The organism is Ponticoccus litoralis (assembly GCF_039769985.1).
Taxonomy (GTDB): domain Bacteria; phylum Pseudomonadota; class Alphaproteobacteria; order Rhodobacterales; family Rhodobacteraceae; genus Ponticoccus; species Ponticoccus litoralis.
Genome location: NZ_JBDNCH010000002.1, coordinates 2125665 through 2139964 on the forward strand (window position 1 = coordinate 2125665; position 14300 = coordinate 2139964).

The following is a 14300-nucleotide window of genomic DNA, read 5'->3' on the forward strand; positions in this document are numbered from 1 at the left end:
TTGACCTTCGCCCCCGCTGCGCCTACCCGCTGACCAACCCCAGACGGAGTTCCGCCATGCCCACCTTCACCGCTTTCACCAAGCTTTCCGACAAGGACGCCGCCGAGGCCCTGGGCGAGGCGATGGAGGGCATGGACCCGGAACCCACCGGCGTCGGTGTCTTCGAGATCGAGGACGGCTCCGGCACCTGGGAAGTCGGCGGTTATTTTCTGGAAGAGCCGGACGGCGTGGAACTGGCGCTGCTGGCGGCGGGCTTTGCCGCGAAGCCCTTCGTGGTCTCCGAAGTGCCGGACACCGACTGGGTCGACAAGGTCCGGCGCGAGCTGACCCCGGTCGTGGCGGGGCGCTTCTTCGTCTACGGCAGCCATGACGCCGACAAGATCCCCGAAGGCTCGGAGCCGCTGCTGATCGAGGCCGCCATGGCCTTCGGCACCGGGCACCATGGCACCACGCAGGGCTGCCTCGAATCGCTGGACGCGCTGGCCGCAGAGGGCTTCACCGGGCGCAGCGTTGCGGATATCGGCTGCGGCACGGCGGTTCTGGCCATGGCGGCGGCGCGGATCTGGCCGGATTCGGTCATCGCCTCGGATATCGACGCGGTTGCCGTCGAGGTGGCCGAGGCCAATGTGCGGGCCAACGGGCTGGAGGGGCGCGTGACCTGTGTCGAGGCGGCAGGCTTCGACGTGCCGGCGCTGGCGGAGCGGGCGCCCTACGACCTGGTCTTCGCCAATATTCTCAAGCAGCCGCTGATCGATCTTGCCCCCGACATGGCGGCGTATCTTGCCGCCGGGGGTTATGCCATTCTCTCGGGTCTGCTGACGCGGCAGGCCGAAGAGGTCGTGGCCGCCTATGCAAGCCAGGGCATCCACGAGAAAACCCGCCGCGTGATCGGCGACTGGGTCACGCTGACCTTGCAGAAACCGGCCTGATGCAAGGCGCGCTTGCGTCGAAACTGCGTTAAATTGAGGGCGTCGCCCAAGTATCGCCACAATCAGGGGCTAATTCTCGACATATCCGGTGGGGGCCGGAGCATACGAGACTGCCATGAGCGACGCCCTTACCAATTTCCGCAAGCGTGACGCGGCGCTGCGCAAGAAACACCTGCGCATGGCGCGCGGGTATCGCAACAGGCTGAAGAGCGACGGCCTGATCGTTCAGGAACCCGACGACAAGCTGGGCGATATCGGCCTGCGCCTGCTGAGCTTTGCCCTGGTTGTCTTCATGGGCTTCAAGGTGATGGTGCTGACCGGGCTCGGCGCCGAGGCCTACAGCCTGCATCTGGCACATCTGGCAGAGGGCTCTGTCTACGAGCGCGCCGGTGCCTGGCTGATGCAGATCGACCCGGTCACCCGGGCGCTTGCCGCGCTGGTTGCACCGCTTTTCGCCTGATCCGCACAGCCTTGCCCGCGACAGTTGAGAAGGCCGCATCCTGCCCACGGGCGATGCGGCCTTTTTCTGCGGGGCAGACGTGAAAAAGGGTCCGGTTCCGCCAACGAACTCGGCGGAACCGGACCCTGTCTGGCTGCCCGCTCAGCGGCGGGCGATGGTCTCGATGTCGCCGCGGGTCAGGCCGATGTCTTCCAGCTCGCGATCCGACAGCGCCATCAGCGTCTTGCGGGTCAGGCGCCGGTCGTTCCAGGCGGAAAAGGCGGCAAAGGCCGAGGCGAGCAGGCTGCGCTTGGGCTCGGTGGTCCCGTAGGTCCGCACTGCGGCGTTGAACAGGCCGCCGATGCCAGCGGCAGAGCCCGCGTTGGCAATGGGGCGATCAGAGTAATAGGCCATGGGGCTCTCCTTCATCAGGGGTGGCGTTCGTTTGCAAAGCGCACATAGATTGGGCGATTTGCTCCGGCAAGGCGCGCAAAATGCATGGGCGCCATGCAGTTCCGTCATGCCGTCGGAGGAGGTTAAGCCGCTGTTATAACTGGCAGAAATCCGCCTGAAAACATGTCGTTTGCGGACCATGAAGTGGCGCGAATGGACAAGGTCTGTCGCGAAGGGGTGACGGAGCGTCGCCTTTGACCTTTCACGCATTGGCCTTGGCGTTTGTTCTGCTTTCGTGCTAGTCGTGGCGCAATAACAACAAAGTGAGGCAGCGATGCGGATACTGGGCATCGATCCGGGGCTGCGGAACCTCGGCTGGGGGCTGATCGAGTCGCAGAACGGCAAGCTGAGGCATCTGGCGAACGGCACCTGCCGCACCGCCAAGGGCGATCTGGCACAGCGGCTCTTGTCGCTGCACCGGCAGCTGTCCGAGGTCTGCGCCCGTCTCGCGCCGGATACGGCGGCGGTCGAACAGACCTTCGTCAACAAGGACGCGGTGGCGACGCTGAAGCTGGGCCAGGCGCGGGCGATCGCGCTGCTGGTGCCGGCGCAGTTCGGCCTGGCGGTCGGGGAGTACGCGCCCAATCAGGTCAAGAAGACGGTTGTGGGTGTGGGCCATGCGGACAAGGCGCAGATCCAGCACATGGTGAAGATGCAGCTGCCGGGCGCCAGTTTCGACAGCGCCGACGCGGCGGATGCGCTGGCCATCGCCATCTGCCATTCCTTCTACGGTGCCGGCACGGCGCTGCGGGTGAAGGCATGATCGGGCGCATCGCGGGGCAGGTCGTCTACAAGGGCGAGGATCACGCGCTGATCGACGTGCGCGGCGTGGGCTACGTGGTCTATTGCACCGACCGGGTGCTGGCGGGGCTGGCGCCGGGCGAGGCGGCGGCCTTGTTCACCGACCTGATGGTGCGCGAGGACCTGTTGCAGCTCTACGGCTTTCCGACGCTGGTGGAAAAGGAATGGTTCCGCCTGCTGATGACAGTGCAGGGGGTCGGCGCCAAGGCGGCGCTGGCGATGCTGGGTGCGCTTGGGCCGGACGGCGTCAGCCGCGCGCTGGCACTGGGCGACTGGACCGCCATCAAGGCGGCGAAGGGCATCGGCCCGAAGACCGCCCAGCGGGTGGTGAACGAGCTGAAGGACAAGGCGCCGATGGTCATGGCGATGGGGGCGGGCGCTGCCGTCGCCGCGCCGTCTGCGGCCCCGGACGCAGATGCGGTGATCGAGCCCGCCGCGCCTGTCGCGCCCGCCCCGATGCCTTCGGCCTCGGCCCAGGCCGAGGCATTGTCGGCGCTTGGCAACCTGGGCTATGGCCCGGGCGAGGCGGCGGGCGCCGTGGCACAGGCGGCGGGCGAGGCGCCAGAGGCGGACACCGCGGCGCTGATTCTGCGCGGCGCTGAAGCTCTTGGCGCCGAAGGGCTGACGGCGGGGACGGTGGGTCGCGGACCCACCCTACGAAGTGAGACGGGGACAGCGGGCCAAAGACCCGCGCCGCGCAGAGTGAGGCAAGGCCATGGAACCGGACCCGACACTGAGGCCCGAACCGATCCCCGAGGATCGCGACCGCGCGCTGCGCCCGCAGATGCTGACCGACTTCGTCGGCCAGTGCCGAGGCGCGCGCCAACCTGCGGGTCTTCATCGACAGCGCCCGGCAGCGCGGCGAGGCGATGGACCACACGCTGTTTCACGGCCCGCCGGGCCTTGGCAAGACGACGCTGGCGCAGATCATGGCGCGCGAGCTGGGGGTCGGCTTTCGCATGACCTCGGGCCCGGTGCTGGCCAAGGCGGGCGATCTTGCGGCGATCCTGACCAACCTCGACGCCCGCGACGTGCTGTTCATCGACGAGATCCACCGCATGAATGCCGCCGTCGAAGAGGTGCTTTACCCGGCGATGGAGGATTATGAGCTGGACCTCGTGATCGGCGAAGGCCCGGCGGCGCGCACGGTCAGGATCGAGTTGCAGCCCTTCACGCTGGTCGGGGCCACGACCCGGCTGGGCCTGCTGACGACGCCCCTGCGCGACCGCTTCGGCATCCCGACGCGGCTGAATTTCTACACGGTGCCCGAGCTGGAGGTCATCGTGAACACCAACGCGGCCAAGCTGGGCGTGCAGATGCAGGGCGACGGTGCGCTGGAGATCGCGCGGCGCTCACGCGGGACGCCCCGGATCGCCGGGCGGCTGCTGCGGCGGGTGGTGGATTTTGCCGTGGTCGAGGGCGGAGGTTTGGTGACGCAGGCGCTGGCCGACAATGCGCTGACTCGGCTGGGCGTGGATTCCATGGGGCTGGACGGTGCGGACCGGCGTTACCTGCGGCTGATCGCCGAGAACTACGGCGGCGGCCCGGTGGGGATCGAGACGCTGTCGGCGGCGCTCTCGGAAAGCCGCGATGCGCTGGAGGAAGTGGTCGAGCCCTACCTGCTGCAACAGGGGCTGATCCAGCGCACCCCGCGCGGTCGGATGCTGGCGGCCAAGGCCTGGACGCATCTTGGACTGGCCGCGCCAAGGCCGCCGGGGCAGGGCCAGTTGTTCGGGGACTAGCGCGCCGTTGCGCGCCCGGCGCCCCCGACTCAGCGATAGCCCGCGCGTTCGATGCGGCGGGTGCGGCGTTCCTCTCCGGACTGGTAGATCAGCACCCGTGCCAGCGCGATGAACATCGGGTGCGTCAGGCCGCCCGAGAGCAGGATCGCCGGGATCCAGATCAGGAAGACGATGATCGACAGGATGGGCCGCCCGGTCAGAAGGATCGACAGGGGCGGCAGGAAAAGGGCCAGGACATAGTTCATCTGTGCAGGCTCCGGACTTGGCGGCGGGCCAGGGGCGCGCCGAATGTTACGGGTGTTTACATTAGATAGGGCGAAATCGCCGCCTGTGAAGGGGAGGCGTCCCCCAATGACCCGAAACCGGCCCCTGCGCGGCGCCCCCGGTGAGGGGCGGACAGGGGCGGAGGGCGGGCGCGATTGCAAGGGCATGCGCTATCCGCACCGCCGCCGCTTGCCATCGCCATGCTCTGCCCCCACCTCGATGGCGTGGCGTGGCGTGGCGTGGCGTGGCGTGGCGTGGCGTGGCGTGGCGTGGCGTGGCGTGGCGTGGCGTCGGGCCGGGGCGTCGGGGGGCGATCACATGGCCGGGCTTGATCGCAGCCGCGTATTGCGGTATACGCGCGCCCGTCGACAAGGCGCAAACGCCGCGAGCAGGGATCGGGCAGGGTCGGGTTTTCACCGGCCCTTCTTGTTTTTGTGTGTTGTCCCGTATCGTGGGCGCCTTCAGTGACCAAGCCAGACCGGCGGAGACAACCGCCCGGCCAGTAAAACCGTTGAAAAGGAACATGGAGCCACATGGCTAACGCAACCATGGAGGAATTCGAGGCCCTCCTTAATGAAAGCCTCGAAATGGACACGCCGGACGAAGGTTCGGTGGTCAAGGGCAAGGTCATCGCCGTCGAAGCGGGCCAGGCCATCATCGACGTCGGCTACAAGATGGAAGGCCGCGTCGATCTCAAGGAATTCGCAAACCCGGGCGAGAACGCCGACATCTCCGTCGGTGACGAGGTCGAGGTCTTCCTGCGCGCCGCGGAGAACGCCCGTGGCGAAGCCGTCATCTCGCGCGAGATGGCCCGCCGCGAAGAAGCCTGGGACCGTCTGGAAAAGGCCTATGCCGACGACGCCCGCGTCGAAGGCGCGATCTTCGAGCCGCGTCAAGGGTGGCTTCACCGTCGACCTCGGCGGCGCCGTGGCCTTCCTGCCCGGTTCGCAGGTTGACGTGCGCCCCGTGCGCGACGCCGGCCCGCTGATGGGTCTCAAGCAGCCGTTCCAGATCCTCAAGATGGACCGTCGCCGTGGCAATATCGTTGTGTCGCGCCGCGCGATCCTCGAAGAAAGCCGCGCCGAGCAGCGCGCCGAAGTCATCGGCAAGCTGCAGGAAGGCGACGCGGTTGACGGCGTGGTCAAGAACATCACCGAGTACGGCGCATTCGTCGACCTCGGCGGCGTTGACGGCCTGCTGCACGTGACCGACATGGCATGGCGCCGTGTGAACCACCCCTCCGAAATCCTGTCGATTGGCGAGACCGTGAAGGTCCAGGTCATCAAGATCAACAAGGAAACCCACCGTATCTCCCTCGGCATGAAGCAGCTGCAGGAAGATCCGTGGGATCTGGTGGCGGTCAAGTACCCGCTGGCCTCGGTCCACAAGGGCCGCGTGACCAACATCACCGATTACGGCGCATTTGTTGAGCTGGAAGCCGGTGTCGAAGGCCTCGTTCACGTCTCGGAAATGTCCTGGACCAAGAAGAACGTGCACCCCGGCAAGATCGTGTCGACCTCGCAGGAAGTCGACGTCATGGTGCTGGAAATCGACCCGACCAAGCGTCGCGTGTCGCTGGGCCTCAAGCAGACCATGCGCAACCCGTGGGAAGTCTTCTCCGAGACCCACCCCGAGGGCACGCAGGTCGAGGGCGAAGTCAAGAACATCACCGAATTCGGTCTGTTCATCGGCCTCGAAGGCGACATCGACGGCATGGTTCACCTCTCCGACCTCAGCTGGGACCAGCGTGGCGAAGAGGCGATCCGAGGAATACCGCAAGGGCGACATCGTTCAGGCGGTCGTGTCCGAGACCGACATCGAGAAAGAGCGTATCTCGCTCTCGATCAAGGCTCTGGGCGGCGACAAGTTCGCCGAGGCGACCGGCGGCGTGCGTCGCGGTTCCATCGTGACCGTCGAAGTGACGGCCATCGAGGACGGCGGCATCGAGGTGGAATACGAAGGCATGAAGTCCTTCATCCGCCGCTCCGACCTGTCGCGGGATCGTGCCGAACAGCGCCCCGAGCGTTTCTCGGTCGGCGACAAGATCGACGTCCGCGTCACCAACATCGACATGAAGACCCGCCGTCTGGGCCTGTCGATCAAGGCACGCGAGATCGCCGAAGAGAAAGAGGCCGTGGAACAGTTCGGCTCCTCCGACTCCGGTGCGTCGCTGGGCGACATCCTCGGCGCGGCTCTGAAGCGCGACGAGTAAGCGACCCCGCTTCTCTGGAACTCGGAAAAGGCCCCCGCGCGGGGGCCTTTTTCTTTGGTCCCGCCCTGTGCGGTGCCGCGCAGGCTGGCCATCCCGCGCCGCGGCGGGAGGCGGGGACCTGCGATTCCCTCTCGCCAAGTCCTGCCGATTTTGCTTTCCTCCAGAGCGGATTTCGCGGGAGGACATCATGTCGAGATTTCTGGCACTTGGTCTGGCACTCGGTCTGGCGGCGCCCCTTGCGGCGCAGGAGCAGATCGTCATTCCCGATGACAGCACCGAATACCGGCAAGAGCGCGCGCCCGCCGGCGGCACCGGGCTGACCATGAAGGCGGTTACGGTCAAGGGCCAGAACCAGCTGCGCGGGCGCTACGGCTCTGCCCGGCAGGCGGCCGAGGTGCAGCAGCGCGCGGCCATGACCTGCGACGAGGCCGGGATGCGGATGATCTACTTCAAGCCGGGCAAGACGGATGAGCAGGGCCGCACGGAATTCGCGGCGGTCTGCCAGTAGCGCGGGGCAAATTCCTTCGAAGGAATTTGCAAATCCCGTCCACGGGATTTCACTCCGCCCCGTGCGGGCGTTCTACTCTATCAGCATGCGGACAGGGACCGATTTTGGCGCCCCGCCCTGATCGCCGGCCCCGGTCCGCATCGGGCGCCAGCCCGGGCTTCGGAGGCTGCGGTGGACCGGCATCGATGCCTCGCGGCACCGCATGTCCTTTGCCGCTCTGAATGCGGCGCCACCGGCGGCGGCCCGGGCCCTCGCAAAGGGGGCAGTGGCCTCGACGGCCCCTGCCCGGGACTGGTCAGTGGGCCAGCTGGTCGTGCAGAATGTCCGCGCCGCTCCAATCTGCGGGATAGTAGGTCGGCCAGTTGGTCAGTTCCTTGAGCACTTCGGCCCGGTCGTCGCCGGTATAGATGTGGTAGTGCGACACCTTCTCGGGCGCGATGCGGTGATCGCTGAACTGGATGAAGCCCGGCGCCTCGGCGTCGCCACCGGCCTTGCGGAAGATGTAGCGCACGCCGCGGCTGCCGCTGTCGTAGGTCAGGATCTCGTATCCGTCCGAGACGTAGTCCGCGCCATAGCTGCCCTCCGGGCTGGAGAAGGTCACGCGGTCGTTTTCGATGTCGATGGCGTTGACCTCGGTTGCGTAGCCGACCTCGTAGTACGCGCGGTAGGCCTCGGCGGTCTTCTCGCCGGACTCGGCCTTCTTCGCCATCGCCGGGTCGAGCGTGCCGTCCAGCAGGTAGGGCAGCACGGACTGCCAGGCGCCCTCCCAGTCGGAAAGGGCGCGCGGGGCGACCTGTGAATCCTCGAATTGGCCGGCGTGAACCCGCTCGGCGGCTTCGTCCGCGTGGTCGTGCCCATGGTCGTGTCCGTGATCGTGGCCGTGGTCGTGACCGGCGTGGTCATGGGCCTTGTCCGTCGTTTCTGCCATCAGCGTCAGGGGCAGGGCGGCGAGGGCGGCAGCGGCCATCAATCGCGTGAAGTGGGGGGTCATGTCGGTCTCTCCGGTATGTTATGAAATAACATTGCACTGGGTAGCCCGAGAAGGCCCGCTCTGCAAGTCGCATTCGTCGCGGCCTGGCCGCCCGGCCCTCCCTCCCGCGCCCGAATCGCCTGCCCGAGGGCATCGCCCGGGTGCTTTACGGCGCGTGCCGATTGCGGGCGCAGAGGGCGTCAACCCTGCCAATCGCGGGCGACGAGGCCCCAAACCGCTGCAAGAGCTTGCTTTTCCGCCCTTTATGACTGTTTCCGTTTCGCATGTCGCTGCGTATAGTTCGCCAAAGCTGCGGGAGAACCCGCGCCGCCTCAGGGGGAATGTGCCAAGATGATCCGCTCCGAACTTATCCAGAAGATTGCGGACGAGAACCCGCACCTGTATCAGCGGGATGTCGAGAGGATCGTGAACACGATCTTCGAGGAAATCACCAATGCCATGGCCCGGGGCGACCGGGTCGAGCTGCGGGGCTTCGGGGCCTTTTCGGTCAAGAAGCGGGATGCCCGGACCGACCGCAACCCTCGCACCGGCGAGGCCGTGGAGGTCGAGGAAAAGCATGTCCCCTTCTTCAAGACCGGCAAGCTTCTTCGGGACCGCCTGAACGGAAAGTGACGCATGCGCTATATCCGCTATGCCATCTACGCCATCCTCCTGATCGTCCTGACGGTTGTCTGCGTGGCGAACCTGGAGCCGGTGACGCTGAGCACCCTGCCCGAGGGTCTGGCCGCGATTCCCCAGATCGGCTGGCTTGGCGTGTCGGTGCAGCTGCCGCTTTTCGCGGTGGTGCTGGGCGGGCTGCTGCTGGGCTTCGCGCTGGGTGAGCTTTTCGAGTGGCTGCGGGAATACAAGTACCGCTCGGAAGCCAGCCGCAAGGGCAGCGAGGTCCGCAAGCTGGAGCGCGAGCTGAAGAAGACCCGGGCCGAGCGCGACAAGGACAAGGACGAGGTTCTGGCGATTCTGGACCAGTCGCGCTGAGCTTGCGGCGGGTGGGGTGCCCCCCGCCCTGCGCCCGATGGTCCTGTGTGACGGGGCGGGCTGACGGGGGCTTGCGTTGAAAGGGGGTCGGGGGCTCTGCCCCCGCGCGTGCGCGCTCCCCCGAGGTATTTTGAGACCAAAGAAGCAGGGGACAGCATGGCGGATGTGCGCGTCAAGATCTGCGGCCTGAAGACGTCTGACGACGTGGCGGTGGCGGCAGAGGCCGGGGCGGCCTATGGCGGCTTCGTATTCTTTCCGAAAAGCCCGCGGCATCTGGAGATCGCCGAGGCGCGTGCCCTGGCGCAGGCGGCGCCGGTCGGGCTGGCGAAGGTGGCGCTGGTCGTCGATGCGGATGACGCCCTGCTGGATGCGCTGTGCGCAGCGGTGCCGCTGGACATGCTGCAGCTGCACGGGCGCGAGACGCCGGAGCGGGTGTCCGAGGTGCGGGCGCGCTACGGCCTGCCGGTGATGAAGGCGGTGGGGGTCGGTGGCGCGGGGGATCTTCCGGCGCTGGATCGCTATTCCGCCGTCGCGGATCAGATCCTTGTCGATGCCAAGCCGCCGAAGGGGGCCGATCTGCCCGGCGGCAACGGGCTTGCCTTCGACTGGCGGTTGCTGGCCGGGCGGCGCTGGACGCGGCCCTGGATGCTGGCGGGGGGTGACGCCCGAGGTGGTCGGGCGGGCCGTCGAGCTGACCGGGGCGCGGCAGGTGGATGTCTCTTCGGGGGTGGAGGTGGCGCGGGGCGTCAAGGACCACGGTCTGATCCGCGCTTTCGTGAAGGCCGCGCAGGCCGTGCCGGTGCCGCGCCTGTAAGCCGCCTTGCCGGTTGCGGGGGCTGCGGGCGGATTATTGCGGCATCAGCGGGCCTGCCGCGGGATCCGGGCGCCGGTTATGTGGGACCAGAGGTGCGGAGACGTCCTCTGTCGGGGGCCGCGCAGGGGACCCGGGTCCGGGGCGTCACAGGATGTCGAGCACGCGCTCTGGCGGGCGGTCGATCACGGCGCCCCTTTCGGCAAAGGCGAGGGGGCGTTCGATCAGCTTCGGCTCTTCCGCCATGGCCGCCAGCAACGTCGCTTCGTCGCTGTCGGGGGACAGGCCGCGCGCCTTGAAGGCCGGTTCCTTGATCCGCATCATTTCCATCGCAGTCAGCCCCAGCCGGGCCTGCGCCGCGCGCAGCTCTGCCAGGGTGGGCACGTCCTCGAGGTAGCGGCGTTCGGTCACCGCGACGCCGCGGGCCTGCAACAGCGCCAGCGCCTCGCGCGATTTCGAGCAGCGCGGGTTGTGCCAGAGGATCACAGCCATTCCGACCGCCCTGTTCCGACCGCCTGCGCCACCGAGGCAAAGCCGTCCCGCGCCAGAAGCGCGTCGAGGCCCTGCGCGATCTCCTGCACGAGGCTCAGCCCGCCGTAGACCAGCGCGGTGTAGAGTTGCACCGCCGAGGCCCCGGCGCGGATCTTGGCATAGGCCTGCTCTGCCGAGCTGACGCCGCCCACGCCGACCAGCGGCAGGGTGCCGCCGGTCAGCTCTGACAGCCGCGCCAGCACCCGGGTCGAGCGTTCGAAGAGCGGCGCGCCGGACAGGCCGCCCGCTTCCGAGGCGAAGGCCGAGTGCAGGCCGTCGCGCGCCAGCGTGGTATTTGTGGCGATGATGCCGGAAATGCCGGTCTCTGTCGCCACTTCGGCCACATCCGACAGCCCGGCCTCGTCGAGGTCGGGGGCGATCTTCAGGAAGACCGGAATCGGGCGTTCCAGCCCGGCGCGGGCCGCCATGACGCCCTCCAGCAGCGCCACCAGCGCCTCGCGGCCCTGCAGGTCGCGCAGCTTCTCGGTGTTCGGAGAGCTCACGTTGACGGTCGCGAAATCGAGATTGGGCCCGCAGCGTTCCAGCACCCGGGCGAAATCGGCGGCGCGGTCGGCGCTGTCCTTGTTGGCGCCGAGGTTCAGCCCCAGCACCATGTCGCGCGGACGGGTCATCAGGCGCCCGGCGATGGCCTCCATCCCGTCGTTGTTGAAGCCGAAGCGGTTGATCGCCGCGCGGTCCTCGGTCAGGCGGAAGAGGCGCGGTTTCGGATTGCCGGGCTGCGGGCGCGGCGTCGCGGCGCCGACCTCGATAAAGCCGAAGCCCGCGCGCGACAGGCCCTGAAGCGCGGTTGCATTCTTGTCGAAGCCCGCCGCCAGGCCGATGGGGTTCGGCAGCGCCAGGCCCGCCAGCGCGCAGCGCAGCCGGTCCGAGGTCACAAGCCCGGGCGCGGGGGCGGCGCCGATCTGCAAGGCGCGGATCGCGAGGCCATGGGCCGTTTCCGGGTCCATGCGGCGCAGGAAGGCCAGCCCGGCCTGTTCGACGATCTTCATGCGAAGCCCTCCGGGAACCTGTGGGCGCCCGCCTCCAGCGGCAGGGGCTTGCACCAGACCACGTCCTCCAGCCTGAGCGGCCCGTAGAGATGCGGGAATTCCGCCCCCCGCGCGAGACTTCCCACTTCAGCGCGGCGCCCAGGCGGTCGCTGTCCAGCGCGGCGAGGAACAGCCCCTCGGCCCCGGCGAAGTGCTTGGCCGCCGTTTCGCGCGCCTGTTCGGCGGTGGAGAAATGGATGAAGCCGTCGGCGACGTCGACGGGCGCGCCGGGGGTCTCTTTGTCAGAGCGCAGGGCGGCCCATTCCTCGGCCCGGAGAATCTTGTAGATCAGCATGGCCCGCTTTTGGCCCGGACCGTGCCGGGGGTCAAGCGGGCCGTCGCGCCGGATCGCAGGCCCTGTGCCGTGGGCGTCCGGCAGCAGGGGCGGGGCGTGGCGGTGGGGCCGCTTGTCGCGTCGTGGACCCCGAGGCCCGGGCCGCCATCCGCCACCCGTGCCCAAAGCGCGCCGAGGAGGCCGGGCGTCCGACCGCGACGGTGGCCAGCGCCGAGGCGCGCGCCGCAGGTGGTGGCAGCGCCGGGGCCGTCGGGGTCAGGCCGTTGTCGAGGGCGGCACCCTCCGGGGTGAACCGCAGGCCACCCTCCGGCGGTCCTTCTTCCCGACGGCAGGGGCGCGCGGGATGCCGCCCCGGCGCCCCAAGGGGCAGGGCGGTCATGCCCCTGTCACCTGCCGCAGCGATACCGCGCATCATCCTTTGACTCTTTGGTCCAACCGGGGTCTGCTGTTTCACATTACACAACCCAACGGAGAGGTTCCCATGATCCGTCTTATGTCCGGCGCTGCCGCACTGGCCCTGATGGCCGGAGCCGCACAGGCCGACTATTCCTTGACCATCCTGCATACCAACGACTTTCACGCGCGCTTCGAGCCGATCTCGAAATACGACTCGGGCTGTTCGTCCGAGGACAACGACGCGGGCGAGTGCTTTGGCGGCTCGGCCCGCCTGATGACCGCGATTTCCGAGGCCAAGGCGCGGACCAACAACCACATCCTCGTGGACGGCGGCGACCAGTTCCAGGGCACGCTGTTTTACACCTACTACAAGGGCAAGCTCGCCGCCGAGATGATGAACCAGATGGGCTACGACGCGATGACCGTGGGCAACCACGAATTCGACGACGGCCCCGAGGTGCTGCGCGGTTTCATGGATGCCGTCGATTTCCCGGTGCTGATGTCGAACGCCGATGTCTCGGGCGAGGAACTGCTGGCCGACGTTCTGATGAAGTCCACGGTGATCGAGCGGGGCGGCGAAAAGCTGGGGCTGATCGGCCTGACCCCGCAGGACACCGACGAACTGGCCTCGCCCGGTCCGAACATCATCTTCACCGATCCCTCGGACGCGGTGCAGGGTGAGGTCGACAAGCTGACCGAGCAGGGCGTGAACAAGATCATCGTGCTGTCGCACTCGGGGTATGGCGTCGACCAGCGCGTGGCCCAGAACACCACCGGCGTCGATGTGATCGTGGGGGCCACTCCAACACGCTTCTGGGGACCATGGACGGTGCGGCGGGCGCCTATCCGACCGTGGTGAACGGGGTGCAGATCGTGCAGGCCTACGCCTACGGCAAGTATCTGGGCGAGCTGAACGTGACCTTCGACGACGAGGGTGTGGTGACCGAAGCCTCTGGCGGCCCGCTGCTGATGGATGCCTCGGTGACCGAGGACGAGGCGGTCAAGGCGCGCATCGGCGAGGCTGCGGCTCCGCTGGACGAGATCCGCAACGAGGTCGTGGCCGAGACCTCCGAGGCCGTCGAGGGCAACCGCGACGTCTGCCGCGCGATGGAATGCTCGATGGGCAACCCGGTGGCCGATGCCATGCTGGACCGCGTCAAGGATCAGGGCGTCGAGATCGCCATTGCCAACAGCGGCGGTCTGCGCGCCTCGATCGACGCGGGCGAGGTGACCATGGGCGAGGTCCTGACGGTGCTGCCGTTCCAGAACACCCTGTCGACCTTCCAGGTGACCGGCGCGACCGTGGTCGAGGCGCTGGAAAACGGGGTCAGCCAGATCGAAGAGGGCGGCGTACCGCTTCCCGCAGGTGGCGGGCCTGACCTTCACCGTCGATCCTTCGGCAGAGCCGGGCAGCCGGATCTCCGAGGTCATGGTGGGCGGCGCGCCCATCGACCCCGAAAAGATGTACGGTGCGGTTTCCAACAACTATGTGCGCAACGGCGGCGACGGTTACGCGATGTTCGTGCAGGCCGAGAATGCCTATGACTTCGGCCCCGACCTTGCCGATGTGACGGCGGAGTACCTCGCCGAGAATGCGCCCTACACGCCCTATACGGACGGTCGCATCAAGATCATGGAGTAGGCGTTTCGTTGAAACGCTGATTTCGAAACGCCCCCGCAGGCTGCTGCGGGGGCGTTTTTCTACGGGGCGGTGGTGGACGATTTGTCCCGGAGTCCGGAAGCGGAATCTCGGAAGCCTCTCCTGCTTTCCGACAGCCCAAACCAGCGCGATGCGATCCCCGACCCAGTGCGGATTCAAGGCCGCAGGCCGCCGCGCATCGCCGGGCCTCCCCCGGCCCGGCGATTTGTCCGATGATGGTGCTCCGTTCGTAGGGTCTACGGAC

11 protein-coding genes and 6 pseudogenes are annotated in these 14300 nt (G+C 67.6%); 11 read left to right on the top strand and 6 right to left on the bottom strand.

Translation table 11 applies throughout. From position 1 onward, the window contains the following. Window positions 1–56 precede the first annotated feature (56 nt). Both ABFB10_RS11455 and ABFB10_RS11460 read left to right on the top strand, forming a co-directional pair. The gene (locus ABFB10_RS11455; protein WP_347166622.1) at window positions 57–929 is read left to right on the top strand and encodes a 50S ribosomal protein L11 methyltransferase; all 873 of its coding nucleotides are present in this window, start codon (window positions 57–59) and stop codon (window positions 927–929) included. 115 nt (window positions 930–1044) lie between these two features. Beyond that, window positions 1045–1389 (top strand): hypothetical protein, encoded by a 345-nt coding sequence (locus ABFB10_RS11460; RefSeq protein ID WP_347166623.1) that lies wholly within the window; start codon window positions 1045–1047, stop codon window positions 1387–1389. 141 nt (window positions 1390–1530) lie between these two features. Here the strand turns inward: ABFB10_RS11460 and ABFB10_RS11465 are convergent, their stop codons facing one another. Further along, window positions 1531–1782: a DUF1127 domain-containing protein gene (locus tag ABFB10_RS11465; RefSeq protein WP_347166624.1), complete on the bottom strand. Its 252-nt coding sequence runs from the start codon at window positions 1780–1782 to the stop codon at window positions 1531–1533. Between the two features lie 313 nt (window positions 1783–2095). Between ABFB10_RS11465 and ruvC the strand changes: the two genes are divergently transcribed. The 3 genes and pseudogenes from ruvC to ruvB all read left to right on the top strand — a co-directional run bounded on the left by ruvC (window position 2096) and on the right by ruvB (window position 4364). Continuing rightward, window positions 2096–2584, top strand: coding sequence for a crossover junction endodeoxyribonuclease RuvC (ruvC, locus tag ABFB10_RS11470; RefSeq protein ID WP_347166626.1), 489 nt, complete (start codon window positions 2096–2098; stop codon window positions 2582–2584). After that, a pseudogene (ruvA, locus tag ABFB10_RS11475) lies at window positions 2581–3247 on the top strand (Holliday junction branch migration protein RuvA). The gene ruvC and the pseudogene ruvA overlap by 4 nt, the downstream one beginning before the upstream one ends. Before the next feature lie 90 nt (window positions 3248–3337). Then, window positions 3338–4364, top strand: a pseudogene (gene ruvB / locus ABFB10_RS11480) (Holliday junction branch migration DNA helicase RuvB). A 29-nt stretch (window positions 4365–4393) separates the two neighbouring features. Here the strand turns inward: ruvB and ABFB10_RS11485 are convergent. Further along, window positions 4394–4609, bottom strand: coding sequence for a hypothetical protein (locus ABFB10_RS11485; RefSeq protein WP_347166627.1), 216 nt, complete (start codon window positions 4607–4609; stop codon window positions 4394–4396). A 552-nt stretch (window positions 4610–5161) separates the two neighbouring features. Here ABFB10_RS11485 and rpsA point away from each other — a divergent pair. After that, a pseudogene (gene rpsA, locus ABFB10_RS11490) lies at window positions 5162–6840 on the top strand (30S ribosomal protein S1). A gap of 187 nt (window positions 6841–7027) precedes the next feature. Then, window positions 7028–7348 carry a hypothetical protein gene (locus ABFB10_RS11495; RefSeq protein ID WP_347166628.1) on the top strand — a complete coding sequence of 107 codons (321 nt, stop codon included), beginning with the start codon at window positions 7028–7030 and terminating at the stop codon, window positions 7346–7348. Window positions 7349–7643: 295 nt separating this feature from the next. Here the strand turns inward: ABFB10_RS11495 and ABFB10_RS11500 are convergent, their stop codons facing one another. Next, the gene (locus ABFB10_RS11500; protein WP_347166629.1) at window positions 7644–8339 is read right to left on the bottom strand and encodes a ZinT family metal-binding protein; all 696 of its coding nucleotides are present in this window, start codon (window positions 8337–8339) and stop codon (window positions 7644–7646) included. Between the two features lie 330 nt (window positions 8340–8669). On the opposite strand from ABFB10_RS11500, the gene ihfB reads away from it, so the two are divergent. From ihfB to ABFB10_RS11515, 3 genes and pseudogenes are all read left to right on the top strand, one after another. Further along, window positions 8670–8951 (top strand): integration host factor subunit beta, encoded by a 282-nt coding sequence (ihfB, locus tag ABFB10_RS11505; RefSeq protein ID WP_347166630.1) that lies wholly within the window; start codon window positions 8670–8672, stop codon window positions 8949–8951. 3 nt (window positions 8952–8954) lie between these two features. Then, on the top strand, window positions 8955–9314 hold the full coding sequence (locus ABFB10_RS11510) for a lipopolysaccharide assembly protein LapA domain-containing protein (RefSeq protein WP_347166632.1): 360 nt from the start codon (window positions 8955–8957) through the stop codon (window positions 9312–9314). A 156-nt stretch (window positions 9315–9470) separates the two neighbouring features. Next, window positions 9471–10128 (top strand): annotated as a pseudogene (locus ABFB10_RS11515) (phosphoribosylanthranilate isomerase). Between the two features lie 144 nt (window positions 10129–10272). Here the strand turns inward: ABFB10_RS11515 and arsC are convergent. From arsC to ABFB10_RS11530, 3 genes and pseudogenes are all read right to left on the bottom strand, one after another. Further along, window positions 10273–10617, bottom strand: coding sequence for an arsenate reductase (glutaredoxin) (gene arsC / locus ABFB10_RS11520; RefSeq protein WP_347166633.1), 345 nt, complete (start codon window positions 10615–10617; stop codon window positions 10273–10275). Next, window positions 10608–11666: a quinone-dependent dihydroorotate dehydrogenase gene (locus tag ABFB10_RS11525; RefSeq protein ID WP_347166634.1), complete on the bottom strand. Its 1059-nt coding sequence runs from the start codon at window positions 11664–11666 to the stop codon at window positions 10608–10610. Before ABFB10_RS11525 ends, arsC begins: the two co-directional genes overlap by 10 nt. Further along, window positions 11663–12000 (bottom strand): annotated as a pseudogene (locus tag ABFB10_RS11530) (DUF952 domain-containing protein). Before ABFB10_RS11530 ends, ABFB10_RS11525 begins: the two are co-directional and overlap by 4 nt. A gap of 481 nt (window positions 12001–12481) precedes the next feature. Between ABFB10_RS11530 and ABFB10_RS11535 the strand changes: the two are divergent. Beyond that, a pseudogene (locus ABFB10_RS11535) lies at window positions 12482–14038 on the top strand (bifunctional metallophosphatase/5'-nucleotidase). The last annotated feature ends 262 nt before the right edge of the window (window positions 14039–14300 follow it).

Bases quoted from the DNA above. Each gene is read 5' to 3' on its own strand.
- ABFB10_RS11455 (WP_347166622.1), top strand. From the start codon at position 57: ATGCCCACCTTCACCGCTTTCACCAAGCTTTCCGACAAGGACGCCGCC.
- arsC (WP_347166633.1), bottom strand. From the start codon at position 10,617: ATGGCTGTGATCCTCTGGCACAACCCGCGCTGCTCGAAATCGCGCGAG.
- ihfB (WP_347166630.1), top strand. From the start codon at position 8,670: ATGATCCGCTCCGAACTTATCCAGAAGATTGCGGACGAGAACCCGCAC.
- ABFB10_RS11460 (WP_347166623.1), top strand. From the start codon at position 1,045: ATGAGCGACGCCCTTACCAATTTCCGCAAGCGTGACGCGGCGCTGCGC.
- ruvC (WP_347166626.1), top strand. From the start codon at position 2,096: ATGCGGATACTGGGCATCGATCCGGGGCTGCGGAACCTCGGCTGGGGG.
- ABFB10_RS11465 (WP_347166624.1), bottom strand. From the start codon at position 1,782: ATGGCCTATTACTCTGATCGCCCCATTGCCAACGCGGGCTCTGCCGCT.
- ABFB10_RS11525 (WP_347166634.1), bottom strand. From the start codon at position 11,666: ATGAAGATCGTCGAACAGGCCGGGCTGGCCTTCCTGCGCCGCATGGAC.
- ABFB10_RS11510 (WP_347166632.1), top strand. From the start codon at position 8,955: ATGCGCTATATCCGCTATGCCATCTACGCCATCCTCCTGATCGTCCTG.
- ABFB10_RS11485 (WP_347166627.1), bottom strand. From the start codon at position 4,609: ATGAACTATGTCCTGGCCCTTTTCCTGCCGCCCCTGTCGATCCTTCTG.
- ABFB10_RS11500 (WP_347166629.1), bottom strand. From the start codon at position 8,339: ATGACCCCCCACTTCACGCGATTGATGGCCGCTGCCGCCCTCGCCGCC.
- ABFB10_RS11495 (WP_347166628.1), top strand. From the start codon at position 7,028: ATGTCGAGATTTCTGGCACTTGGTCTGGCACTCGGTCTGGCGGCGCCC.